The sequence below is a fragment of the Achromobacter sp. F4_2707 genome, from assembly GCF_047501535.1.
Lineage (GTDB): Bacteria > Pseudomonadota > Gammaproteobacteria > Burkholderiales > Burkholderiaceae_B > Yanghanlia.
On the sequence record NZ_JAZDRJ010000005.1, the window covers coordinates 151,729 to 175,122 of the forward strand.

The window sequence follows — 23,394 nt, forward strand, 5'->3', positions numbered from 1 at the left end:
CGCCACGTCAGCGCTGACTCCACCCTGTTTTTCTTTATTTAAAACGACTTGCCGCTGGCACGCGAGGAGCGGGCCAAAAATCAGGCGGCAAACTGACTTCTGGGTCTTCATCCAGCGGCCCCGGACACTCCTCAGGTTGACACGTTTGCAGAGCTTGTTGCATTTTTCTGAGTGCCGCTTCGCCCGTTACACCTTCGGTGACTTGATTCCACCATACCCTATGCACGTGGCGCACCTGCACTGGGACTGTGGGCAAGCCAAGATGTTGAGCCATAGCCAAGCGATGCAAGCCACGGTTGACTTTCAGAATGCTACCTTCACGGGAGATGGCCACCCCGATCGGGTCTTTGCCGCGATCTGGATCAAAACCATTAACGGCCATGTCGTCCAGAAAATCAATATACACCTGCAAATATGCCCGAATTTTTTCCGGCGTATCGAGCAGCACGCCCAATTGATGCGAGCCCCAGGGCTTGCCTTGCTCTATGCAAGCCAGCAATTGCTGAAACCTTTCCGTACGTTCTAGTTGATGACGGTTGGCATCCAACTCACGAATCAACTGGTAGCGCGTGCCGACGCGCAGATCCTCGCGCCGTTGGTCCCACGTTCCTTCCCAAATAAAAGCCAGCGACGAAGGCCGCTTCTCGACACGGCGTGGTGCATGAACTGCGATGCGAATCAACTTGCGCGGGTCAACATGCAAAGTTAACCCTTCGTCACCCAACACTTCTTCGACAATATGGCGCGGCAGGCCAAACGATTCCACATGAGTGCTAACCGCTTTGTCACGCATCCAACGCCGCAACAGCACCCGCCCCAAAGGGCGCCCGACGTAGCGCTGCACGGATTGCTTGCTATGTGTGACCAGATGCGCCATCAAAACCCGCCGACGGATGCCGGGGTCGGCCAGCGGGGCGAAGGCGGGATCCGCCCCCGGCCCCAACAGACCTTTGGATGAACAAGTGGTAGAGGTGTTTTTATCCTTGTGCCGCATAATTTCCCGTGTAGGGCATTTGATTTGTGCCCTATTATCTCATTCGAGAAACTGGCTTGCCGCCCCCCACACAGCACACGTGAAAAAACAGGCCGGCAGCCTCGCTGCCGGCCTGTAAAACTCACTTTCAAGTCTAGTCGATCTTAGCGCCTGACTGGTCAACCGCCACCTTCCACTTCTGAATTTCGCGGCTGATGTGCGCCTTGAACTCATGGGGAGGCGTACCCACCACTTCGTAGCCGAAGCCTCCGAGCTGCTCACGAATCTCCGGGTCTTGAGCTGCCGATGTGAATGCTTCGTAAAGCTTATTCACCACCGCATCGGGCGTACCGGCCGGCGCAATAATGCCGTACCAGCCGTCGATCTCAAAACCCGGAAGACCTGATTCCGAGACCGTTGGAACATCCGGCAATATGGCGGAGCGCTTAGCGCCGGTTACTGCCAATGCCTTGAGCTTGCCAGCCGCGACCTGAGGCGCCGATGTCGAGATGCTGTCGAACATCAGCGACACCTCGCCCGCCAGCAAGGCCACGACAGCAGGACCACTCCCCTTGTAAGGGATGTGCATCATCTCCACACCGGTTTCTTTCTTGAACAGTTCGGCAGCCAAATGACTGGTATTGCCATTCCCTGCGGAAGCAAAGGTCAACTCATCCGGGTGTTTTTTGGCGTAATCAATCAGCTCTTGAATATTATTTGCCGGTGTCTTGTGTGGTGCCGCCACCAGCAGCGGCAGGGTTGCCAGCATGGTGACCGGCGCAAAGTCTTTTTCGGTATCGTAAGTCAGCGAGCCATACATGCTGTCGTTGATGGCATGGGCAGCCAGCACCATCAACACCGTATATCCGTCGGGCTTGGAGCGCGCCAATTGCGCTGTGGCGATCGTGCCGCCGGCACCAGGCTTGTACTCAAGTACAACAGGCTGGCCAAGCTCCTCCTGCATTTTGGCCGCGACGGGGCGCGCCAGCATGTCAGCACTGCCACCGGGTGGGTACGGAATCATCAAGGTGATGGGTTTATCAGGGAAGTTATCTGCCTGCGCATTCACGCTGACAGAAACCCCCATTAACAACGTACCGAGGCCCAACATCAGCCTGGACGCAAATTTTGTTTTTTTTACTGCCATCTTTGTCTCCAATATGGTGCCCGCCTAGCAGCGGGCATTTGTGAGTTGCAAATAATTAAATTGCCCAATTATGTGATTTCAAGCGCCATAAAAGGGCACGCCCTTATTGTTCAGCCTTATCACCTTGGGCGCTTCTGCGCGCAACGGCGCACCTGTCCGCTTCTGCAACTCCTCTAGGCTCAGGTTTTCCACCAATGCGTAGACCTCGAAAGCATCGCCCACAGGTTTGAGCACGGCAAGATCGGTATACACCCAATCGACAACTTTCAGACCCGTGAGAGGATAGCTACATTGTTGCAACAGCTTAGCTTGGCCGTCTCGAGTATTGTGCTCCATCGTCACAATCACCTGTTTGGCGCCCACCACGAGGTCCATGGCTCCGCCCACTGCTGGAATCGCATTCTCGGCATCGGTCATCCAATTGGCCAAGTCGCCATTCATCGCCACTTGGAAGCCACCCAGGATGGAATAGTCCAGATGACCGCCGCGCATCATGGCGAAGGAATTGGTGTGTTCAGTAATGGACGCGCCATCCAACAGCACAATGGGCACACGGCTGGCGTCAATGATGTCAGGGTCGATTTGGTCTCCAGTAGCGGCCCCACCCATGCCAAGAATGCCATTCTCGCTATGGAGAATAATTTCTTTATCCTCCGGTAAGTAATCGCCGACTTTGGTGGGCATGCCAATCCCCAAATTGACATACGCGCCGTCAGGCAAGCTGCTCGCCACCAGCATGGCGATCTGCTCCCGGCTCAACGCCTGGTGAGTATTCGTTTCAAGCGCGGACATGCTGGGCCTCCACAGGTACAACGGTCTGAACAAAAATTCCCGCAGTCATGACATGTTCGGGGGGAATGGTCCCCAGCTTAACCACTTCATCGACTTGGGCAATTGTGTGAGCGGCAGCCGTACACATCACAGGGTTGAAATTACGCGCCGCCCAGCGGTATGTAAGGTTGCCCCAACGGTCTCCCTGATGTGCGCGGATCAGTGCAAAGTCTCCATGCAAGGGCTGCTCCAGTACATAGCCTACCCCATCGATCACACGTTGCTCCTTGCCTTCAGCCATCAAGGTGCCATAACCCGTCGGTGTGAAGAATGGCCCAAGGCCGGCTCCAGCGGCCCGTAACCGCTCTGCCAGGGTACCTTGCGGCATGCATTCCAGCTCAAGCTGACCCGAACGAAACGCTTCGGCGAATACTTCGGATTGAGGCGGGCGTGGATGCGAACACACAATTTTTCTAACCTGACCATTCTTGATCAGGCCGGCAATGCCGACATCGCGCGTGCCGGCATTGTTGCTAATGATGGTGAGATCGCGTGTTCCGAGCTCCCGCAGGGTGTCTAGCAGCTCAAAAGGGATGCCGGCATCGCCAAACCCGCCGACAATGACACTCGCCCCATCGGGAATAATGCTTAAGGCTTCTACCCGAGAAGCCTGAATCTTGTTAATCATGCTCTTGCCTTTGTACTAGTCCATCTTCAAATTGGCCGCTTCAACAATCTCGGCCCATTGATTCTGCTGATTCGTGATGAGCTCGGCAAATTCCGCCGGGGTATTGCCGCCCGGCTTACCACCCATGTTGGCAAATCTAGCTTTGATATCGTCGCTTTCCAGAGCTTTCTTGGCTGATTGATACAGTTTATCTACCACATCATCGGGCGTTCCCGCCGGAGCGAGCAGGCCGAACCAGGCAGTAACCACCATATTGTCCACCCCGGCCTCTTTCATCGTAGGCACATCGGGCAACTCAGCCACACGCTCTTCACTGGTTACAGCCAGCGCCTTGAACTTGCCTGCCTGTATGGAAGGCAAAGAGCTGGGCAGATTATCAATCATGAAAGTGAACTGGTTACCCAGCAGGGCAGTCACAGCGGGGCCCGCCCCCTTGTAAGCGATGTGTTCAGCCTCCAGACCTGTACGCTGCAGGAACATTTCTGCAGACATGTGGGGAGACTGCCCTTTACCAGAGGAACCGAAATTCTGCTTGTCCGGGTTGTTCTTAACGTACTCAACGAGTTCCTGGACCGAGTTAACAGGCGTCTGCTCGTTGACCACCAGCACATTGGGAACCGAGATCACCAGCGTAATGGGCTTGAAGTCTTCTTTTTTATAAGGAAGGGAATCATAAAGGCTGTAGTTGATGGCATTCGGGCCGATATTTCCCATCACCAGCGTGTAGCCATCGGGTTTGGCGCGCACCAGCGCCTGTGTCCCAATAATGCCCGCAGCACCCGCACGGTTTTCAACCACAACGGTCTGCCCCAGGTCGTTGCCCATTTTCTCGCTGAGCATACGGGCCACAATATCAGTGGTCCCCCCTGCTGAAGCAGGCACGATGATGGTGACAGGCCTTTCAGGCCAAGCTGCAAAAGCAGCATTGCCTGCGACCAGACCGAGCGACAGGAGTAGCGCCTTGGCTAGCTTCATAATGTATTCCTCTCAATTCGATTCAAGACTCCGCCTTTCGCAACATGCCGAGAGTCGAAGTACCAGGGTAATAAAGCGCTCTTTCTCATCAAGACCGCATTCCGATTTCATTATGTGCGTCTCCATGCTTGTGGGCCATTCCCTTTTTCTGAAGCCTCTCTTTCAGTCTGATGAATGAATAAGCCCTATATTTACGATATGGCTGTCCCGATGAGACCCATGTCTCATACCTGAGTGGTGCTATGATCTTTACGTACAATTTCTTCCCTGAGTCTCATGGACGAACAAGTCATTGCAGCAATGGCGCGCTGGCCGGATGTGCCGGCTGTCTATGGTTGGCTGTCGCTTTCGGAAGCGGGGCTATGGCGCTTGCACCCTAAAGGCGATGCATTGCAGCACCCAGAAGCCCCCGGCGAAGAAATCACCAGCCCGCAGATCCTCGCCTTCATGAATCGCAACTATGCGTCCGACGCGCTTGGCCAATGGTATTTCCAGAACGGCCCGCAGCGCGTTTATGTACGGCTCGATGCGGCGCCATTCGTTGTGCACACTACGACTGACACCCGTTCCGGGCGTCTCAAACTGCGCACACACACGGGCCTGGATATCGGCGAGGTGCGGGCGCTGCATCTGGATGAAAACGGGCGGCTCTTTGCCGATACCGACCGGGGGGCTGCGCTGATCAAGGGGCGCGACCTGCCAGCCCTGCTTGACGCTCTGCAGCCCGCGGCAAGCGCCACAGCATCGCTGCCCGCCGACACCGACATTCACGATGCTCTGGCGCGCTGCCTGGAGACAGGGGAGCCGCTACTGCTGCAATCACACAGTGTCCAGGGCTTTCCCGCCCAAGCGATTCCTTTGCTATCGGGCGCACAGAGCTCGCTGGAAGACGCGCTGCATTTTCGGCGTCACCCCCAACCGCCGCCAGGTTCTGCAGGCCCCGTTCAGGGGCCCGACACACCGGTTTCCGGTTGACCCTGACCGCTTGTTTCCCCCGAACGCCAGGATTTCGTTAGAATTTCTCCATGACTTCGCCAGCGCCGACCTTTTATTTCCCAGCCCCCCGGACACAAACCTACTGTTCCGTTTGCGGCACTGCCCTGACCCGGCGTGTTCCTCCCGAAGACAATCGCATGCGCGATGTCTGCGATCAATGCGGGGCGATTCACTACCAGAACCCTCGTAACGTTGTTGGCGTTGTTCCCATATATGGCGATCGCGTGCTGCTTTGCCGCCGCGCTATCGAGCCTCGTTACGGCAAGTGGACTTTGCCGGCAGGCTTTATGGAGCTGGGTGAAACCACGGCGCAAGGCGCCATGCGGGAAACACAGGAAGAAGCCGGCGCCCAGATAGAACTAGGGAAGCTCTACACCATTATTGATGTCCCACAGGCAGAGCAAGTCCATTTCTTCTATTTAGCGAAAGTCACCAGCAGCGCGCTATACCCAGGGCCGGAAAGCCTGGAAGCCGCTTTCTTTCGCCTGGAAGACATCCCATGGAACGAATTGTCGTTTCGGACTGTCAGCTCTACCCTGCGGCATTATGTCGAAGACGCCCAGTCGGGAGTTTTCCCCATCCACCACTACGATCTCCCCGAGCCCGACTCGCAATAGGCGTGGAAGTGAACAGTCTGATCTGGCTGGAGTCTGACACCCCGCTCCCCGACCCAGACCGCGCCCTACCCGACGGGCTGCTCGCTGCGGGCGGCGACTTATCAGTCACTCGGTTAGGTGAGGCCTATTCAAAGGGAATTTTCCCGTGGTTCAATGAAGGCGACCCCGTGTTGTGGTGGAGCCCTGACCCGCGTATGGTGTTGGAATGCGCCCGTTTCAAGGAGTCGCGTTCCCTGGGCAAGAAACTGCGGCAAATGGCCCGCTTGCAAGACAGCCCTGAAGAGCGCGTTATCGTGACGACCGACCTCGCCTTCCAGTATGTGATACGCGCCTGCGCTGCACCACGCGCCACCCAATCAGGCACCTGGATTTCCGACCGCATCATTCATGCCTACAGCAAATGGCACTTGATGGGGCAGGCACACAGTGTGGAAACCTGGGTAGACGGCCGACTGGCTGGCGGGCTCTACGGCGTCAATCTGGGGGGGTTCTTCTTTGGAGAATCGATGTTCGCGTGGTCTGCCGATGCCAGTAAAATTGCCCTAGCCTACTTGGTGCGTTTTCTGGCTCGCCATGGCATCACTCACCTGGATTGCCAGCAGGACACACCCCACCTGAGCAGTCTGGGCGCCACCACCATGAGCCGGGCCGCCTTCCTGACATTGATGCGTGAGGCCATACAACGCCCCGCCCCACTGTGGCAGGCCGGGCGGCTGCTCCATGACGGGCAGCTCCGGCCACAGCAGGCCGAGCGCCCGCGACATAGCAAGGATGAGGCATGAGTGACCCACAGGAATTCGCCGTCAAAACGCTGCAGTTCTACACCACAGCGGAATACCCCTGCAGCTATCTGCCCGATCGGGCCGCCCGTTCGCAGGTGGCCGCTCCCACTCATTTGATTGATGCCGACCTATACAGCGAGCTGGTGCAGCAGGGTTTCCGCCGTAGTGGGTTATTTACTTACCGCCCGCATTGTGACGCCTGTTCTGCCTGCTGGCCGATACGCGTCGATGTCGCGCACTTCCAACCTACCCGCAGCCAGCGGCGTTGCTGGAAACGCCAGGAAACACTCAATATTCGCTCGACCGGCCTGCGCTGGGATGATGAGCATTTCGAACTCTACCAGCGCTACCAACACCATCGCCACCCCGGCGCGGGCATGGATGACGACATGAAAAGCCAGTATCAGCAGTTCCTGCTCACCAGCCGGGTAGAAACACGTCTGGTCGAGTTCCGCGCGACGTCGGGGCAACTGCTAATGGTGTCGGTAATCGATGTACTCAATGATGGCTTATCAGCCGTTTATACATTCTTTGAACCCGAAGCCTCCGGCAGCCTCGGCACCTGGGCCATACTCTGGCAAATTGAACAATGCCGCCTGGCCGGCTTGCCGTGGCTTTACCTGGGTTACTGGATCGAGGAAAGTCGTAAAATGACCTATAAGTCCGCTTTCCAGCCGTATGAACTGCTGCGCGCCGGTAGCTGGTCCCCTCCTTCACCCTAATTGCCTCTCAATGTCCCTGTTTTTCAACGCTTACCCTCTGGCCCGCACGGCCCTGTTCTCGCTGGATGCCGAGACGGCTCACGAACTCACTCTGCGACGCCTGCAACAGGTTTACGATTGCCGCCATACCCGCCGGTTGCTACTGCCCACCACACAAAGCCGCCCACGCACGCTGATGGGCCTGTCTTTGCGTAACCCGGTCGGTCTGGCAGCGGGCCTGGACAAAAATGGCGCACATATCGATGCACTGGCCGCATTGGGATTTGGCTTCGTTGAAGTCGGGACGGTCACGCCGCGCCCTCAGGACGGAAACCCCAAACCGCGTTTATTCCGGCTGCCACGTGCGCAGGCGCTTATTAACCGATTTGGGTTCAACAACCTTGGCTTGGATGCCTTCATCGCCAATGTGCGGCGCAGCAATTTCAGGCAAGAAGGCGGCATTTTAGGGCTGAATATTGGTAAGAACGCTGCCACGCCGATTGAGGAAGCAGTCAACGATTACCTGACCTGCTTGGAAGGCGTGTACCCGCATGCCGACTACGTCACTGTAAATATTTCTTCGCCCAACACCACCAATTTACGCGCTCTGCAAGGTGGCGATGAGCTCACCACCCTGTTGTCGGCCTTGCAGCAACGTCGCGAAGAGTTAGCTGACCGCCATGGCCGCTTTGTACCCTTGGCAGTAAAGATCGCTCCAGACCTCTCAACTGAACAAATAGACGCCATTGCAGAGCTCTTGCCTCGCTTCGGCATGGACGGCGTGATCGCCACCAACACCACGTTGGATCGAAGCAAAGTACAGGGCTTGCCCCATGCCGATGAAAGCGGTGGCTTATCCGGCCCGCCAGTGCATGAGTTGTCGCTGGCCGTGATACGGCGACTGCGAGAACGACTGGGCCCCGACATGGCCATTATTGGCGTAGGGGGCATTCTTTCAGGTGCGCAGGCTCGCGAAAAAATTGAAGCAGGAGCCGATGCTGTGCAGCTGTACACAGGCCTGATCTACCGCGGCCCGGCCTTGGTCGGCGAGTGTGTTCAAGCAGTCTGAGTCGCCACAAAAAAACCCGGACACCGGTAATTTTTACCAGTATCCGGGCAGGCTGAGTGCAGTTGCCAGCTTAAGCCGGCCTCTGCAGTACCTTAGGCTTCAGCAGCAGGTGCGCGACGGGCGCGGGTGCTGGTGGCAGTCTTGGTGGCTTCAGCAGCTTCGTTCGCGGCTTTCAGAGTAGCGTTGGTAGCAGCTGCGATATTCGATTCAGCAGCATCGCTGGCCTGACGTGCTACTTTGGCTGCGGACTCGTACGCGCTGGTGGCAGTCGCCAGGGTGCTCTTCATCAGCGCCACGGCGCCTTCAGAACCCGTAGGGGCGTTCTTAGCCAGTTGCTCAATGGCTTCGTCTACTTGACGCTGAGCCTGAGCTACTTGTTCTTCGGTCAGCTTGGTGAGGCTGGATTGCAGGCTGGAGATGATGTCGTAAACGTGCTTGCCGTAAGCCGTAACCTTATCGGTGTTGGGCTGCGCCAGGCTGCTGGCAAAGTTAACGGCTTCTTGAACGTCTTTCACTTCCAGAACTTCTTGAGCCTTCTGGGCAGCTTCGTCGAGCGAAGCACGTGCGACTTTGAGGTTGAGATCGACCAACTTCTCGAAACCATTGAATACCGCTTCCTGGAATGCGAGAAGATTATCGACAGAGGCTTTCTGGTTGACGAGTACTTGTTGGGGGACCGCGCTCATGTGAGTTCCTTTCCTGATTAATAAGGGGCTAGCGCCCGTAGTGTGGGAGCGTTTGTTGCACCGCACAATTGTTATTTTACCTAACACAAAATTCGTGTCAAGGAAAATTATTGCGCCGCAACATTACAAGATCCTGACAAAGGGAATGGATTTGCTAAATAGCAAACTTTGCGCTTTCTCACCGACGATCTGGGGTTTACCCCCGAGGACAAACGGAAAACTTTTGCCTTAGCATTTGACCCAGGAGAGAGGGTGGTGCGGTAACAGTCGTTTCTTTACAACCGCACTTTTCAGCCTGACTCCCTAAGCAGTATCAACAGTGTACATGATTTGTTACAAAACGTACGCATCATGTGGCCATGATGGCCGAGGCATTCCGGCGAAGCCAAAAACTAAAGTCGGGCTGCCTTCAACCATAATTTCAGGAAAAATAAGCCGATACTATGAAGAATTCCACCCTGAAGCTGACTACCGCTCTCATTCTTGGATCCGCCCTGTTTGGAGGAACAGCCGCCGCCCAATACCCTGAACGGCCGGTCTCCATGGTCGTCCCATTCTCTGCGGGTGGTCCCACTGATACCGTCGCCCGCTCTCTGGCCGAAGCCATGCGTCCCACTCTGGGTGAAACCGTTCTCGTTGAAAACAAGGGGGGTGCGGGTGGCACGATTGGAGTTTCCCACGTCGCACGCTCCAAGCCCGACGGCTACACCATGCTGCTGATGCACATCGGGTTCTCAACTGCTCAATCTCTGTATAAGAACCCCGGCTATTCCTCAGACAGCTTTGATCCCATCGGCCTGGTACTTGATGTCCCCATGACCATCATCGCCCGGTCCGACTTCCCAGCCGAAAACATCAACGAGCTGATCGACTACGTCAAGGCCAACCCGGATAAAGTCTCGCTGGCTAACGCGGGCATTGGCGCCGCCAGCCATCTATGCGGCACGATGTTCTCTAACGCCATCGGCGTTGACCTGCTCACCATCCCGTACAAGGGTACCGGCCCGGCCATTAACGACCTTTTGGGCAAGCAGGTCGACATTCTCTGTGACCAAACCACCAACACGTCACAGCACATCAAAGCCGGAACGGTCAAGGCCTATGCAGTCACCAGCAAGGAACGCGTCCCCACCCTGCCCGACCTGCCCACCATGCAGGAAGCAGGCTATGACGGCTTTGAAATTGGCATCTGGCACGGGCTATGGGCACCCAAGGGCACGCCCCAACCCGCACTCGATAAACTACAAGAAGCCTTGAAGGCCGGTCTCGCAGATGAAGCCTTCCAGACACGCATGGCCGGACTGGGCGCGAATCTTCTGGCTGATCGCGCCAACCCTGAAGCGCTTTCTGCCCACGTAAATCAGCAAGTTCCGCAATGGGCTGATCTCTTCAAGAAAGCAGGTATCGAACCGCAATAAGGTCAGGCCTCGCCTACCGGGGGCTGGGGGCGGCTGCGGCTTTAGGCCGACGCCCCCCCTTCATATCCCAACGCTTCTGAAATCTGCAACGCGGCGCGCTGCAACAGGGGTATCCAGTCATCTCGCAGCCGGTCGCCCGGCGCCGAAAGCGACAGCCCCGCCAACAGTTTGCCGGTGTCATCATGTATGCCGGCTGCGATGCAGCGCACGCCCAACTCAAGCTCTTCGTTATCGCGTGCATAGCCATGCCGCCGCACCAGGGCCAGCTCACGCTCCAGCCGTTCGACATCGGTAATACTGTTGCGCGTGGTGCCTGCCAGGCCGGTGCGCACCGCATACGCGCGTACCTGCCGACTTTCTGCTACAGATAGGAACAGTTTGCCTGTGGAGGTCAGGTGCAAGGGCGCATGGCCGCCGATAGCGCGCACCACCTGCATGCCGGAACTTTCGCTCCAAGCGCGTTCGATATAAACGATTTCATCGCCCTGTTGCAAAGACAGGTTCACTGTCTGCCCGGTCAGGCGGTGCAACTCGCGCATGGGTTCCAGAGCCACTTCGCGGACGTTCAAACGCCGCTTCACCAGCGAGCCCAGTTCCAGCAGCCGCATGCCTAATTGGTACATGCCGCTGTCGACCCTGTCTACATAGCGCCCAACCACAAGGTCGTTCAAAATGCGGTGAGTCGTGGAAGTGTGCAAACCGGTTGCCGCAGCCAACTCCTTGAGGGCCACAGGTTCGGAATGCATGGCCAGCACATCTAACAATCGCATGGCGCGCTCCAGCACCTGGATTGCCACTTGCGGGCCATTCATCTGAAGAGAGGTACTCGATTCACGGGCGGGCAGGGATTCAAGGCGGGCAGAGTTCATGGTTCCTCGCATTATGATGCGACGCAGCATTTTTACCCTGTGAAATATACACGAGCCCGCTACGCTTGTCTGCCCCACCAGGCATCAGGCCCGCATCAAAGGGCTCAAGGGTTCAGTTCGCCCCCTAGCCGCAGGACTTCTTCACGCAGATAGCTTAATGCCTGCGCGGCGGCGCTAGGCTCGCCTTTGACACCGAGATCAAGATGAGGCCTGCCCTGACCCATGCTGGGCAGGCTGAAAGCCGTCACCCCCGGCCAGCGCCTTTCAACTTCTTCCAGAGCAGGTGTAATTCGGGACTCAGGCATTTCGAATGCGACAAAAGAATGCTCAACGCGCTCCACCTGATGATGCAGAGACGAGTAACGGTGGTCCAGCGTCCATTCCATCATGGGCCAGGCAATGACAGGAAAACCCGGCATAAACGTGTGATCGCGAATGAAAAACCCCGGAATCTTGTTGTAGAAATTGGGCACGATGTCACTGCCTAACGGGAAAACGCCCATCTGCAACCGCAGTTGGTTTTCCGGCAGCGACATATCGGCGCTGCCCTTACCGGCGCGCTCATTATCGGCGCAACGTTCGGTAATGAGCCGCTCTGCTTCGGGATGCAGCACCATGCCTACACCCAGCGCCTGCGCCGCCGCCTGACGGGTGCGATCATCGGGCGTGGCGCCAATACCGCCGCAGCAAAACACGATGTCGCCAGTGGCGAAACTACGCTGCAACACAGCCGCAATTTCATCTTGGTCATCGGAAATTATTTCCACGGCGTTCAATTGCATGCCACGGGCCGCCAGCAACTGAATGAGCTGCGCCATATGCTTATCCTGCCGCCTGCCGGACAAAATTTCATCGCCAATGATGATGAGACGTATCTTGGGCTGATCCTGATGCATTATGAGACTCCCGACAAACGATGCTGGCGCAAAGCTTCCATACCGAAATGGGCAAACACCAGAGACGAAAACACCGGCATGATGAGCCAGGCGGGTGGTAACAGGTTAACCAGCGCCAGACAAAAACCAATCAACCACCACTGGCGGTTATGACGCTTCCAAAGATAGCGGCGCTCATCGACGCTGGCGTGTTCCACCACGGCATCCACCCGCAGCATGCGAGTGATAGCGAAACACCACCAGAAAATCGGCAACAACACGGCGAAAGGTGGAAACAGCCACAACGGCATGGTGAGCAGCCAACCCAATACAAACAGGCCGCCCACCCACACGGCGTTCCAGGCGCTCAGCACAGTGGCGTTATGACCATTGCGACGCAAGCCCTGGTAATGCGGGGATTTATCCAAGTGCCCCAGCACAATGGGCATGATGAACACCGCAGCGATAACCAGCCCCAAAATGCCTGACATCGGCAATAGAATGCCGGCCGCCAACAGCGGAATCATGTAGAGCTTGATAGAGAACAAGCCGATGGCAAGCAGCCAGCCATCTATGGTGTTCAATACACCCCAATCAGCGGACTGTGTCATCAGCCAATTGTTTAGCGGTTCCCAGAAAACCCATAATAGAACGATGGCACCCAACAAAGCGATAATGAACGGTAGCAGCACCGCCATCAACATTTTCGGGTGCAGCTGCGACGCCAGCGCACGCTTGAACGCCAGGACAACTGCAGCCAAGCCCTGGGGCCGACGGCTGTCGTCGTGCACAGTCAGCTGATATTCATTCATGCAATGCTCTCCTGGATGGGGCAGACGGTATGATATCGCCATTATGACCGAGCGCCTATGTGCAAGCGCCGTCCTACAGGGCGGAGTTAAGCGAGGCAAGTTTTAAAGTCAGTCGCCCCTATCCATCCGATGAATTTTTTTGACGCTCAAACTGAATTGCCGGCATTGGCAAAGCGCCTGGCCTCACACCGGGGCTTGGTCGTTGTCTGTTATTGCGCCGCCTGGTGCGATACCTGCAGCGGCTATCTGCCCGGGTTCAAAAAGTTGGCCGCCAGCCACCCAGAGCATCTCTTTGCCTGGGTGGACATTGAAGAAAATGAAGCGTTGCTTGACGACGAAGAGGTGGAAAACTTCCCCACCGTGCTGGTGCAGTCTCCTGACGGAAACTTGTTTTTCGGCCCCATGCTGCCCCACCCCGAGCACCTCCAGCGCCTTCTTCAAAGCATGGATGCCGGCCGGCCCACACAGCAGGAAGGCCCGGCTCTGTTAAAGAACCTGATCTGAGCCTCGAGCCTGCGGGCTTAACCGCCCAGCAGCACCCCTACCGATTTACGACGTTCGGAATCGCGGCCATTGCCCGCCGTGGTTGACGCCGCAGCAGGCTGGGCGGCTGTGGCAGACGGCACATAAGGCTTGTAGAAGAAGTCATCCACCGGCTGCTGTGGCGCCCGAGAATACGCGCTGGAACCGCGACTTTGAGAAGTGCGGCCACGCCGTGGGCTTGATGGCAAGGACAGCGTGCCACGCGGGATTTTGCGGCCAATGAGTTTTTCTATATCTGCCAGCAACCGCTCTTCTTCTGAAGAGAAGAAGCTAATCGCCTCGCCACTGGCGCCTGCCCGGCCGGTGCGGCCAATACGGTGCACATAATCTTCAGCGTTATAAGGCAGGTCGTAGTTGATCACGCAAGGCACGCCAGCGACATCCAGCCCGCGTGCCGCAACATCCGTCGCCACCAGGACTTCAAGCTCGCCCGCTTTGAACGCCTCAAGGGCTTTCATGCGGTCGGCTTGGCTTTTATCGCCATGGATGGATTCCGCCTTGACGTCATCACGAATCAGTTCACGGGCCAAGCGGCTGCAGCCTATCTTGGTATTGGAAAACACAATCACCTGGCGCAAGCCGCGTGACTTCACCAGATGCACAACCGCAGCCCGTTTCTCAGCAGAGCTGAGTTCATAGACCGTCTGACTGACCGTATCGGCCGTGGCATTACGAGCCGCAACTTCGACTTCAGCCGGATTATTCAGGTAAGTGCGTGCCAGCTTGCGGATATCGTTGCTGAAGGTAGCGGAAAACAGCAGACCCTGACGCCGCGCTGGAAGCAGGCGCACAATGCGGTCGAGATCGGGCAGAAAGCCCATGTCCAGCATGCGGTCGGCTTCATCCAGAACAAACAGCCCCACCTGGCTAAGGTTGAGCGTTTTCTGCTCGACGTGATCAAGCAGGCGGCCCGGCGTAGCAACCAGCACCTCGCAACCGCGCCGCAGTGCGTCGCGCTGCGGCGCAATATCGACCCCACCGAACACCACGGTGGTTCTAAGCGGCGTGTGCTTGCTGTACTGTGCGACGCTCTGATGAACCTGGTCGGCCAGTTCGCGGGTAGGCGCGAGAATCAGGGCGCGCACAGGATGGCGGGCGGGCGAGGCGCTGGTATTGGCCAACGGCATGAGCCGGTGAAGAATAGGCAACGTAAACGCCGCCGTTTTGCCTGTGCCCGTTTGAGCGGCCCCCATGACATCCCGGCCGTCCAACACCAGCGGGATAGCCGCAGCCTGAATGGGAGTCGGCGATGTATAACCGGTTTCGGTAATGGCCTGCAACAGGCTGGGGTGCAGCCCGAATTCGGAGAAAGAGGCGATGGTATCTGGCTGAGTTTGTGTGGTATCTGTCATTGAAAGGTGTGCATGCCCCGCTTGAAAACTCAAGCGGCAGCGTCGTTAACATATTGATTTTAACGCACAACCGTCGTCACCCCTTGATAAAGCTCCTATATCGAGGGCGACATGAGGCACTACCGCTACACTTTGCAGCATTTCAGAACGGCCACCAAGGGCGTAACAACCAATAGGCCACCATGCCGCCGGCAATCACGAACAGGCTGTTGCGCGTACGCCAGTACAAGAAAATGGCAATTAACGCAGCGACTGCCTTGACATCCAAGGTTGGCCAATCACCCGGTTGCCAAGGCAGGATCTCGGGGATGATGATTCCTGTCAGAGCCGCCGCAGGCGCGTAACGTAATGCACGACGCACCCCTTCCGGCAAAGGCAGGTAATCGCCAAACACCATGTAACCTGCCCGTGTGATCAAGCTGCACAGCGCCAGCACCAGAATGGCGCCTAAGACATACCAGCTACCCTCATCCAGCATCATGCCTGCCTCACTTCTTTGGTAAAGCGCTCACTCAACACGCCAGCCAGAATGCCTGCCACTACCGCTGCGGCCAGCCCCAGCCGCAAAGGCAGGCCCTGTCCCATCCAGGCCACGCAGGCAGCAGCCAGAATGCATACGGCCACAGGTCGAGTACTGACTAGCGGTATCACCACAGATAACAACGCCAACACGGCGGCGAACTCCAATGACCACGATGCGGGAATGGCCGCTGCTAAATAAACGCCAATAATGGAGCACAGGTTCCAGGTTATCCAGCCAGGGACGATCACACCCAAGAAGTACCAAAGATGACGAGGCTCGCCGCGCAACCGGGACTCACCATAGCGGCCCATGAACAGCACGAAGGCAATATCGGTGGAAAAGAAACCCACCCCAAGCCGCTTGGGCCAACTCAGATGACGGAAAAACGGCTGCAAGGCGGCGCCAAAAATGACGAAGCGGATATTCACCACCAGACCGGCGGCAAAAATCAGCCACAGCGGCACACCTTCTTTAATAAGAGGCAGAGAGGTCAATTGCGCGGAACCCGCATACACCCATAGGGTCATCAAAGTCGCCAGGGTTTCACTGATGCCCGACTTGACGATGGCGATGCCGGTTACCAGCCCCCATATGCTGGTTGCCACCAACGCGGGCAGCGCATCGCGAAACCCGAGCACGAACTGAGCACGATATCGTGCTTGCGGCCAACTTCTATGCAACCTGCTGAACGACACAAAGCCAACCCTATTGAAAAATAGCAGCAGCCCATCATTGTACGCACAAGCAGGGCCCGCATTGGGGAAACTCTGCACATGCCGCGACCGACTTATTCAGGGCCGCCCTTGGTACAATCAATGCACTTTTCGGGAGAGCGATATGTCCATGGCTGATCGTGATGGTGTCATCTGGTATGACGGCAAACTAGTTCCTTGGCGTGAGGCCAATACTCACGTGCTTACGCACTCCCTGCACTACGGTCTGGCGGTCTTCGAAGGGTTGCGCGCCTACAACACTGAGCAAGGCACAGCGATTTTCCGGCTGCACGATCACACCCGTCGTCTGTTTAATTCGGCCCACATCTACCAGATGCCGATTCCTTTCGACCAAGAAACCATCAATGCCGCCCAGTGCGAAGCTGTTCGAGCCAATCAGCTCGAATCCTGCTATATCCGCCCGTTGGTCTTCTATGGCTCCGAAAAAATGGGGGTGTCTCCCAAAGGCGCCACCGTTCATGTAGCGATCGCTGCGTGGTCTTGGGGCGCCTATCTTGGCGAAGAAGCCCTTAAATCGGGCATACGCGTAAAAATTTCCTCTTATGCCAGGCAGCATGTAAACGTCACCATGCCGCGCGCCAAGGTCGCCAGCACCTACGCCAATTCCATCTTGGCTAACGCCGAAGCGCTGGATCACGGCTACGATGAAGCCATTCTGCTCGACACCGACGGCTTCGTGGCCGAAGGCGCGGGCGAAAATCTTTTCATCGTTAAAGACGGTGTGCTCTACGAACCGGAAATCGCCTCTGCGCTCACCGGCATCACCCGCGCCACCGTGCATACGCTGGCCGCTGATCTTGGCCTTACCCTGCATACGCGTCGCCTCACCCGCGACGACCTCTACATCGCTGACGAAGCCTTTTTCTCAGGCACCGCAGCAGAAATCACCCCCATACGCGAAATCGACGGCCGACGCATCGGTGCCGGGCAGCGCGGCCCCGTAACCGAGCAACTGCAAACCGCCTTCTTCGACGCCGTGCATGGCCGCAATCCCAAGTATCATCATTGGCTCACTCCCGTCTGATGCCAACTTTTCAGGAAGAAAAATGAGCAGTACGCCCGATAAGACTCTCCAAAAAGGCGAAACCGTTTACGTAGAGGCTAAAGACCTCCCCGTCTATTGCCCTGGTCCTAAAGCCCCCCTCTGGAGCATGCACCCGCGCGTGTATATCGAAATCATTCAGTCTGATGGCGCCATCTGCCCTTATTGCGGCACACACTATCAACTGAAAGAAGGCGAGAAAGTCCGCGGCCACTAGAAGCGAAAAGGCTGGACGTGACCGCAAGCGTCGATACCTCACCCTGTCCAGTGCCATGGTGGCTGCCGGGCGGGCACGCACAAACCCTTTATGGGTCCCTGGCTGCCCGCCATCACCGCATTTCCTTCGTTCGGGAACGGGTAGACACGCCTGATGGCGACTTTCTGGACTTTGACTGGGCCGGCCCCAAGCTGTTCGCCGACCGCCACGTCGATGGCAGTCACGTGCAGCCCGACCCCCAAATGGAAAAAACTGCTGCGCGTCGCTGGATGCAAGATGCTGACTGGTGGCAACTCAGGCAAGCAGAAGACACCCCTGCCGTGGTGATTTTCCATGGCCTGGAAGGCAGCAGCCGCAGCCACTATGCGCAAGCGATCGCGCAATACTTTCGGGCTCGCGGCTGGGTCACCGTTATTGCCCATTTCCGTGGCTGTTCGGGCTTTCCAAACCGCATGGCGCGCGCTTATTTTTCCGGTGATTCCGCCGATATCGGCTTTGTGCTGGATACCGTCAGAGAACGTGTACCACAGGGCCGCTGGCATGCCATCGGCATTTCGCTGGGCGGCAACGCCATGCTCAAATACCTGGGCGAACAAGAACAAAATGCCGCATGGCTGCTCGCAGCGGCGGCCGTCTCTGTACCCCTTGATCTGGTCGCCTGTGGGCGCGCGCTGTCTGAAACGCGTAGCGGCCGTCACGTGTACTGCCGCCACTTTTTACGGACGATGCGCCCCAAGGTGCTCGACAAGGCCCGCCGTTTCCCCGGCACGATCGACGCCCTGCGCCTGAGCCAGGTACGCAGCCTGCGGGAATTCGATGACTTATACACGGCTCCCATGCATGGCTACCGTAACGCTCTGGATTACTGGACCCGTGCCTCCAGCAAACCCTTGCTGAAAACTGTCGCTGTGCCCACCTTAGTGTTGAATGCCCGCAACGACCCTTTCGTGCCGGCCACCTCCCTGCCCGGTTCGCACGATTGTTCTGACGCCATATTGCTGCACCAGCCAGCGCAAGGCGGCCATGCGTCTTTTGTCACGGGAAGCTTTCCCGGCAATATCAACTGGCTGCCCACACGGCTGGCCTGCTACTTCGAAACGAAAACTTGAAAACGACGTACCGGTGCCAGTAAGCACTCAGCTTTTGAAACGCTCCAGTAGCGCACGTTCGGTGGTCAAACGATTCTTCAACTCGCGGATCCGCACATCCAGTGCAGATTGCTCGTAAAAGTCACGCGTCATGGCTCGGGCCTGCTGCAACTGCTCGACAGCGGCAGGCAAAGCACCTGTGAGTTCGTAGAAATGCGCCATAGATTGGCGCGCCTCGGCACGCAACCCTAACCTTTCCTGACTTTGCGCCAGCAACTGCCACAAGCGCGGGACTTCCGGCCACTGCTGGATGCGGGCTTTAAGGACATCAATCGCTTCTTCATAGCGGCCCGCCCCTTGTAAGGCCTCCACCTGCGCCAGCGCAACGCCTTGGCTGCCCGGCCAGCGCGCCGCCGCCTGCCTGCCCAAGCTGACGGCTGCCTCGGTATCGCCACGAGCCAGCGCGATTGCCACTTCCAGCCCGGATATCTGCGCAGAACTCTGCCCTTGAGCGCGAGCCTGTTCCAGGGCTTCTGTGGCTTGATCCAGATCGCGCCGCTTCCACGCTGAGTACGCCAGCCCGTACCACGCCGCCGACCGTTGCACGCCCTGAGCCTGCCGGGCGTCGGCTCGCAACTGATCTTCAGCAGAACGCAACGCTTGGCCCGCCCGGGCTTGCTCTATGCGCAACTTGGCTCTCACATACCAGAAGGCGTCGCTGCTGATATCGGGCCTGCGCTCAGCCCGCAAGGTACGGTTCTGGGCATCCGACATGCGCTGCACCGACAAAGGGTGGGTGCTGGTGTAGGCATTGCCGCCTGTGCCCTGATTGAGGCGGGAGGCATTGCTCAGCAACTCGAACATGCGCGCCATGCCCGCCGGGTCGTAACCTGCCCGCGTCATCATGGTCAGGCCCACGCGGTCAGCTTCTTGTTCTGCTTGACGAGAGAAGCCAAGCTGGCGGTCAACCGCCGCCGCTTGCCCGAAAGCCGCAACCCCCATGACCAGATCTGGGCTGCCAGAAAGGGCCGCCAGCAAGGCGCCGGCCAGGGCGGCCATCATGGCGTGATTAGTCTGAGCGCGCTGGGTCATGCCGCGCGCAATATGGCGTTGCAGCACGTGAGCGATTTCGTGAGCCACCACAGACGCGAGTTCTGATTCCGAGCGGGCTGCAACCACCAAACCACTGTTGATACCGATATACCCGCCCGGCAAGGCAAAGGCGTTGATCTGCGGATCACGCAGGGCAAAAACGTTAATACGCTCCGCCGTGGTATCTGCATGTGAGGCCAGCTTGCGGCCCATGTCAGTCAGGTATTGAAGGACATCGGGGTCGCCAATATACGTCGGGTCGCGCCGCCCCTGCTCCATGATTGCGTCGCCCAGCGTTCGCTCAACTTCTGGAGCAAGCTCTGACGCGGAGGCCAGCCCCATGCTGGGTATGCCCATGGGTTGCGCCGCAGCGGGTGCGACAGCCCAGCCGATCAGCACTGCGCTGATCGCACCACTGACCGCCAAGCGGTGGAACCGGGCCAGGCTGAAAAAACGAAAGCACCGCTTAATAGGGAGGGACTTCATAGTGAACGCAGCCATTCAGGACACCACAGGCATGCCCCGGGAAACCCTCCGCCTGGATCGCTGCGGTAAACGGTTCTTCTCTGACAGACGCATGACAGTGGACAACGCATAAAGCACGCCAAAGACCTCAATAAACCCTGCCAGCACCCACATCGTCAACCCCCCGATGGCCTGATCGGTGATGGCCGTCATGCCGGGAATGGCCCGACCACAGAGGTCGAAAATCGGGTAGAGGTCTTTCTCGGAAAACGTGATGACGGCGCCTACGATGATCTGCGGCACCATGGTGATGATGGGGCAAAAAACCCTGCCGCCAGGCGACAACACAGCAGGGGGGCTGGGGCGGCGATCAAGAATCAGATTCCAGTACATGAAGCCGCTGATCACCACCGACCAGTTCATCAGGCGATACAGGCGCCAATCAAGCATGGAATAGAACTGCACGGTTGGAATCAGGAAGCCCACAACCAGGATGACAAACAGGAAGGGCACCAGAATGCGATGCGTAAGCACGGCCTCAATTCCACGCCCCAGACGTGTGCGGCGGAAGTCGCGCAAGCGGATACGCCAGCGCATGGGCAGGCCGGCCCGCAGCACTTGCCCTGGGTAGGCGCCCATGATGAGCAAGGGCCCTAGATGGTGCAGGACCAGATGCTGCAAGCGATGAATGAAAAACATACGCTCGGCGTAGTAGTCGAGCCGGGTATGCATAGATAAATAAAGAATGAGCATGCCCGACCAGAACAGCGCCTGCCGCCAGCCGGACACTTTATGAACGCGCGTACCTCGTGCGAACAGCCATGCCCCACCCAGGAAAAAGAAGAGGAACAGAGGGGAGAATTCCCACGGGATGAGCCATTCGAGCAAATGCATGGATGTAAATCCGGGAGAGGAACTCCTCTAGTTTAAAACATGCTGGCGCTGCGCACCCCAGTGGATTTCATGAATACCGGGATGAGCTTGCAAGCGACGCGCCCGGGACATGAGTTCTGCACGTAAAACGGGAGGACAATCCACCGTTATGCTGGCGCGCACCATGCCGACCGGTTGACCATAATCGACGCTTAGCTGGGCAACCTGAATGCCGTCAGCGTGAAGATCGCGGTAAATCTGGCGACGCACGGCTGGAAGGTGTTCGCGTGGACACACAACGGTGAGTCGTGATGTGCTGCGCGGTGCGCGCGCAGTGGAAGCCGTTACGCCTGCACGGCGCAGAAAGAGATGAAACAAACGCATAATGACTCCTGCCCCCCGACAGAACACCGGGGAGATGGCCCAATCAAATGGCATGAGCCACAGTTATTGGATACGGCGGGAGTCAGCATGTACACATGCGAGAAGCTCCGCGCCCTGAAGGGAATCCAGGACGCGGGAGAGCAATATGGCTCTAGCGCCTGGAACGATAGGCGTCGATAGGTAATCGACTGCAACTTTCGCCGGGGTCGGTATTCACCACACAGCTCCATGAAGTTTCAACATTCGGAATTCTAACTGAAAAATACTTATTCAACAATGCCTTACGGCACTTTTCCCCATCAAAAAAACTACGCGGTGTGATGCGAGACCGGGCCACGTTGCTGCGCAGAGGGCCGCAACCCTTTAAAACTGAGTCAAGCGCGTAGGATTTTGAATGTAGCTCCCTGAGCATCGTCCATTGAAGCCGTCACGCCGGGAAATTGAAGCGGTCAAGCCGGGAAAGCCATTACAGGGGTAGCGTGAAGGCGTAGAATACGCTGCTATGAACACAGCCGATTTCGACGTCGTCATACTCGGGGCCGGTCCGGCGGGCAATGCCCTGGCGCTGGCTTTGGCACACAAAGCGCGCGACCCATCCCGCATCGCCCTGGCAAGCCCTGCCGCACCGCGGCTGCCCCAATCAGGCAATACGGCTTCAGCCGGGATAGACCCGCGCTGCCTGGCTCTCAATCACGGCAGCCGTGTATTCCTGGAAACGCTTAACGCTTGGCCGCAAGCCGCTGCCGACATTCAGCAAGTGCATGTCTCGCAACGGAACCGCCTGGGCCGCGTCATTATTGATCATCGCGAGCTCAACGTGCCGCGCCTGGGCAGCGTCGTGCGTTATGACGACGTGCTGGTCGCTCTACAGAACGCGCTCGAGAGCAGCGGCGTCACTCGTATCGAGGCGCGCGCCCAACCCCGCCTGAGCGGGCAACACGTCGAGTGCCGCTATGAGGGCGGTGTCGTTACCGCCCGGTTGGCTGTGCAATCCGATGGTGCCCGGCCCGAAGGTTTACAGCGCCACTACGGCCAACATGCCGTACTGAGTAACGTGCGGGCTTCGCGTCCGCAACCCGGCTGGGCTTACGAGCGCTTCACCCAGACCGGGCCACTGGCTGCCTTACCCCACCCCCAGGGTAACGACATCTACAGCATCGTCTGGTGTTGCAGCCCCGAACAGGCCGAAATGCTGCGCGGCTTGCCTGCCGCCGAGTTTGATCGCCTGTTGCACGAGCAGTTCGGCGACCGCTTGGGCTCTTTCGAAAGCGTCAGCCGGCGAGCTGTCTTCCCCTTGGCCCTGCATGCCGGGCCGTCACGCATCAATGCCCGCTGCATCGCCATTGGCAATGCAGCGCAAACCCTGCACCCTGTAGCCGGCCAGGGCCTGAACTTGGGCCTGCGCGATGTAGCTCAGCTTGCGCAAAGCCTGAGCCGTTGGCTGCTACGCCCGGAAAGCAATCCCGACCCGTTCTGTGTGGAGTTCACCCGCCGTCGGCGTGCGGATCGTTGGCTGACCATCGCCATTACCGACTTTTTGCCGCGCGTTTTTTCCACGCGCAACCCCCTGGTAGAACACGCAGGGGGCGCGGCGCTGCTGGCCATGGACATCTTCCCTCCGCTGCGCAACCAGCTGGCGCGCCAGCTCCTGGAAGGGCTGCGCAGTTGACCCTGCCCTAGCCCGCACTTGCTGCGTGCGGCG

The 23,394-nt window shown here is 57.8% G+C and carries 26 protein-coding genes; 11 read left to right on the forward strand and 15 right to left on the reverse strand.

What is annotated here, in order from left to right; genetic code table 11:
• Positions 1 to 34: 34 nt before the first annotated feature.
• The 5 genes from VRY85_RS06800 to VRY85_RS06820 form a co-directional block, all read right to left on the reverse strand.
• A complete protein-coding gene (locus VRY85_RS06800) occupies positions 35 to 994 on the reverse strand; it encodes a hypothetical protein (protein WP_414597853.1) in 960 nt (319 codons plus the stop codon).
• A 133-nt stretch (positions 995 to 1,127) separates the two neighbouring features.
• Positions 1,128 to 2,120 (reverse strand): tripartite tricarboxylate transporter substrate binding protein, encoded by a 993-nt coding sequence (locus tag VRY85_RS06805; protein ID WP_414597854.1) that lies wholly within the window; start codon positions 2,118 to 2,120, stop codon positions 1,128 to 1,130.
• A gap of 78 nt (positions 2,121 to 2,198) precedes the next feature.
• Positions 2,199 to 2,912 carry a 3-oxoacid CoA-transferase subunit B gene (locus VRY85_RS06810; RefSeq protein ID WP_414597855.1) on the reverse strand — a complete coding sequence of 238 codons (714 nt, stop codon included), beginning with the start codon at positions 2,910 to 2,912 and terminating at the stop codon, positions 2,199 to 2,201.
• Positions 2,899 to 3,579, reverse strand: coding sequence for a 3-oxoacid CoA-transferase subunit A (locus tag VRY85_RS06815; RefSeq protein WP_414597856.1), 681 nt, complete (start codon positions 3,577 to 3,579; stop codon positions 2,899 to 2,901). Before VRY85_RS06815 ends, VRY85_RS06810 begins: the two co-directional genes overlap by 14 nt.
• A gap of 15 nt (positions 3,580 to 3,594) precedes the next feature.
• Complete coding sequence (locus VRY85_RS06820) at positions 3,595 to 4,554, reverse strand: Bug family tripartite tricarboxylate transporter substrate binding protein (protein ID WP_414597857.1); 960 nt, start codon at positions 4,552 to 4,554, stop codon at positions 3,595 to 3,597.
• 276 nt (positions 4,555 to 4,830) lie between these two features.
• Between VRY85_RS06820 and VRY85_RS06825 the strand changes: the two genes are divergently transcribed.
• The 5 genes from VRY85_RS06825 to VRY85_RS06845 are packed head-to-tail and all read left to right on the forward strand — an operon-like array spanning position 4,831 to position 8,719.
• Entirely contained in the window at positions 4,831 to 5,529 is a 699-nt protein-coding gene (locus VRY85_RS06825) for a DUF2946 family protein (RefSeq protein ID WP_414597858.1), read from the forward strand.
• A 50-nt stretch (positions 5,530 to 5,579) separates the two neighbouring features.
• The gene (locus VRY85_RS06830) at positions 5,580 to 6,167 is read left to right on the forward strand and encodes an NUDIX hydrolase (protein WP_414597859.1); all 588 of its coding nucleotides are present in this window, start codon (positions 5,580 to 5,582) and stop codon (positions 6,165 to 6,167) included.
• An 8-nt stretch (positions 6,168 to 6,175) separates the two neighbouring features.
• Positions 6,176 to 6,949 (forward strand): leucyl/phenylalanyl-tRNA--protein transferase, encoded by a 774-nt coding sequence (gene aat, locus VRY85_RS06835; RefSeq protein ID WP_414597860.1) that lies wholly within the window; start codon positions 6,176 to 6,178, stop codon positions 6,947 to 6,949.
• A complete protein-coding gene (locus VRY85_RS06840) occupies positions 6,946 to 7,671 on the forward strand; it encodes an arginyltransferase (protein WP_414597861.1) in 726 nt (241 codons plus the stop codon). Before aat ends, VRY85_RS06840 begins: the two co-directional genes overlap by 4 nt.
• A 10-nt stretch (positions 7,672 to 7,681) precedes the next feature.
• On the forward strand, positions 7,682 to 8,719 hold the full coding sequence (locus VRY85_RS06845) for a quinone-dependent dihydroorotate dehydrogenase (RefSeq protein WP_414597862.1): 1,038 nt from the start codon (positions 7,682 to 7,684) through the stop codon (positions 8,717 to 8,719).
• 92 nt (positions 8,720 to 8,811) lie between these two features.
• Here the strand turns inward: VRY85_RS06845 and VRY85_RS06850 are convergent, their stop codons facing one another.
• Positions 8,812 to 9,405, reverse strand: coding sequence for a phasin family protein (locus tag VRY85_RS06850; protein WP_414597863.1), 594 nt, complete (start codon positions 9,403 to 9,405; stop codon positions 8,812 to 8,814).
• 443 nt (positions 9,406 to 9,848) lie between these two features.
• On the opposite strand from VRY85_RS06850, the gene VRY85_RS06855 reads away from it, so the two are divergent.
• Complete coding sequence (locus VRY85_RS06855) at positions 9,849 to 10,823, forward strand: tripartite tricarboxylate transporter substrate binding protein BugD (RefSeq protein ID WP_414597864.1); 975 nt, start codon at positions 9,849 to 9,851, stop codon at positions 10,821 to 10,823.
• Positions 10,824 to 10,864: 41 nt separating this feature from the next.
• On the opposite strand, the gene VRY85_RS06860 is transcribed toward VRY85_RS06855, so the two are convergent.
• The 3 genes from VRY85_RS06860 to VRY85_RS06870 form a co-directional block, all read right to left on the reverse strand.
• Positions 10,865 to 11,635, reverse strand: coding sequence for an IclR family transcriptional regulator (locus tag VRY85_RS06860; RefSeq protein WP_414597916.1), 771 nt, complete (start codon positions 11,633 to 11,635; stop codon positions 10,865 to 10,867).
• Positions 11,636 to 11,796: 161 nt separating this feature from the next.
• Positions 11,797 to 12,591, reverse strand: a complete 795-nt coding sequence (locus VRY85_RS06865; RefSeq protein ID WP_414597917.1) for a competence/damage-inducible protein A — start codon at positions 12,589 to 12,591, stop codon at positions 11,797 to 11,799.
• The gene (locus tag VRY85_RS06870; protein ID WP_414597865.1) at positions 12,588 to 13,379 is read right to left on the reverse strand and encodes an EI24 domain-containing protein; all 792 of its coding nucleotides are present in this window, start codon (positions 13,377 to 13,379) and stop codon (positions 12,588 to 12,590) included. Before VRY85_RS06870 ends, VRY85_RS06865 begins: the two co-directional genes overlap by 4 nt.
• 129 nt (positions 13,380 to 13,508) lie before the next feature.
• Here VRY85_RS06870 and VRY85_RS06875 point away from each other — a divergent pair, with 129 nt between their 5' ends.
• Positions 13,509 to 13,883 (forward strand): thioredoxin domain-containing protein, encoded by a 375-nt coding sequence (locus VRY85_RS06875; RefSeq protein WP_414597866.1) that lies wholly within the window; start codon positions 13,509 to 13,511, stop codon positions 13,881 to 13,883.
• A gap of 17 nt (positions 13,884 to 13,900) precedes the next feature.
• Here the strand turns inward: VRY85_RS06875 and VRY85_RS06880 are convergent, their stop codons facing one another.
• The 3 genes from VRY85_RS06880 to VRY85_RS06890 all read right to left on the reverse strand — a co-directional run bounded on the left by VRY85_RS06880 (position 13,901) and on the right by VRY85_RS06890 (position 16,477).
• Complete coding sequence (locus VRY85_RS06880) at positions 13,901 to 15,274, reverse strand: DEAD/DEAH box helicase (RefSeq protein WP_414597867.1); 1,374 nt, start codon at positions 15,272 to 15,274, stop codon at positions 13,901 to 13,903.
• A 142-nt stretch (positions 15,275 to 15,416) separates the two neighbouring features.
• Positions 15,417 to 15,749, reverse strand: a complete 333-nt coding sequence (locus VRY85_RS06885; RefSeq protein WP_414597918.1) for an AzlD domain-containing protein — start codon at positions 15,747 to 15,749, stop codon at positions 15,417 to 15,419.
• Between the two features lie 2 nt (positions 15,750 to 15,751).
• Positions 15,752 to 16,477 carry an AzlC family ABC transporter permease gene (locus tag VRY85_RS06890; RefSeq protein ID WP_414597919.1) on the reverse strand — a complete coding sequence of 242 codons (726 nt, stop codon included), beginning with the start codon at positions 16,475 to 16,477 and terminating at the stop codon, positions 15,752 to 15,754.
• Between the two features lie 157 nt (positions 16,478 to 16,634).
• Here VRY85_RS06890 and VRY85_RS06895 point away from each other — a divergent pair, with 157 nt between their 5' ends.
• The 3 genes from VRY85_RS06895 to VRY85_RS06905 are packed head-to-tail and all read left to right on the forward strand — an operon-like array spanning position 16,635 to position 18,899.
• Positions 16,635 to 17,555, forward strand: coding sequence for a branched-chain amino acid transaminase (locus VRY85_RS06895; RefSeq protein ID WP_414597868.1), 921 nt, complete (start codon positions 16,635 to 16,637; stop codon positions 17,553 to 17,555).
• A 22-nt stretch (positions 17,556 to 17,577) separates the two neighbouring features.
• Positions 17,578 to 17,790 carry a zinc-finger domain-containing protein gene (locus tag VRY85_RS06900; RefSeq protein WP_414597869.1) on the forward strand — a complete coding sequence of 71 codons (213 nt, stop codon included), beginning with the start codon at positions 17,578 to 17,580 and terminating at the stop codon, positions 17,788 to 17,790.
• Between the two features lie 17 nt (positions 17,791 to 17,807).
• Complete coding sequence (locus VRY85_RS06905) at positions 17,808 to 18,899, forward strand: YheT family hydrolase (protein WP_414597870.1); 1,092 nt, start codon at positions 17,808 to 17,810, stop codon at positions 18,897 to 18,899.
• Between the two features lie 27 nt (positions 18,900 to 18,926).
• On the opposite strand, the gene VRY85_RS06910 is transcribed toward VRY85_RS06905, so the two are convergent.
• Genes VRY85_RS06910 through VRY85_RS06920 form a run of 3 tightly spaced genes read right to left on the reverse strand, consistent with a single transcriptional unit; the run spans position 18,927 to position 21,692 of the window.
• A complete protein-coding gene (locus tag VRY85_RS06910; RefSeq protein WP_414597871.1) occupies positions 18,927 to 20,456 on the reverse strand; it encodes a M48 family metalloprotease in 1,530 nt (509 codons plus the stop codon).
• A 15-nt stretch (positions 20,457 to 20,471) separates the two neighbouring features.
• The gene (locus tag VRY85_RS06915) at positions 20,472 to 21,329 is read right to left on the reverse strand and encodes a cytochrome c oxidase assembly protein (protein WP_414597872.1); all 858 of its coding nucleotides are present in this window, start codon (positions 21,327 to 21,329) and stop codon (positions 20,472 to 20,474) included.
• A 27-nt stretch (positions 21,330 to 21,356) separates the two neighbouring features.
• Positions 21,357 to 21,692, reverse strand: coding sequence for a hypothetical protein (locus tag VRY85_RS06920; protein ID WP_414597873.1), 336 nt, complete (start codon positions 21,690 to 21,692; stop codon positions 21,357 to 21,359).
• Positions 21,693 to 22,194: 502 nt separating this feature from the next.
• On the opposite strand from VRY85_RS06920, the gene VRY85_RS06925 reads away from it, so the two are divergent.
• The gene (locus VRY85_RS06925) at positions 22,195 to 23,361 is read left to right on the forward strand and encodes an FAD-dependent monooxygenase (protein ID WP_414597874.1); all 1,167 of its coding nucleotides are present in this window, start codon (positions 22,195 to 22,197) and stop codon (positions 23,359 to 23,361) included.
• The last annotated feature ends 33 nt before the right edge of the window (positions 23,362 to 23,394 follow it).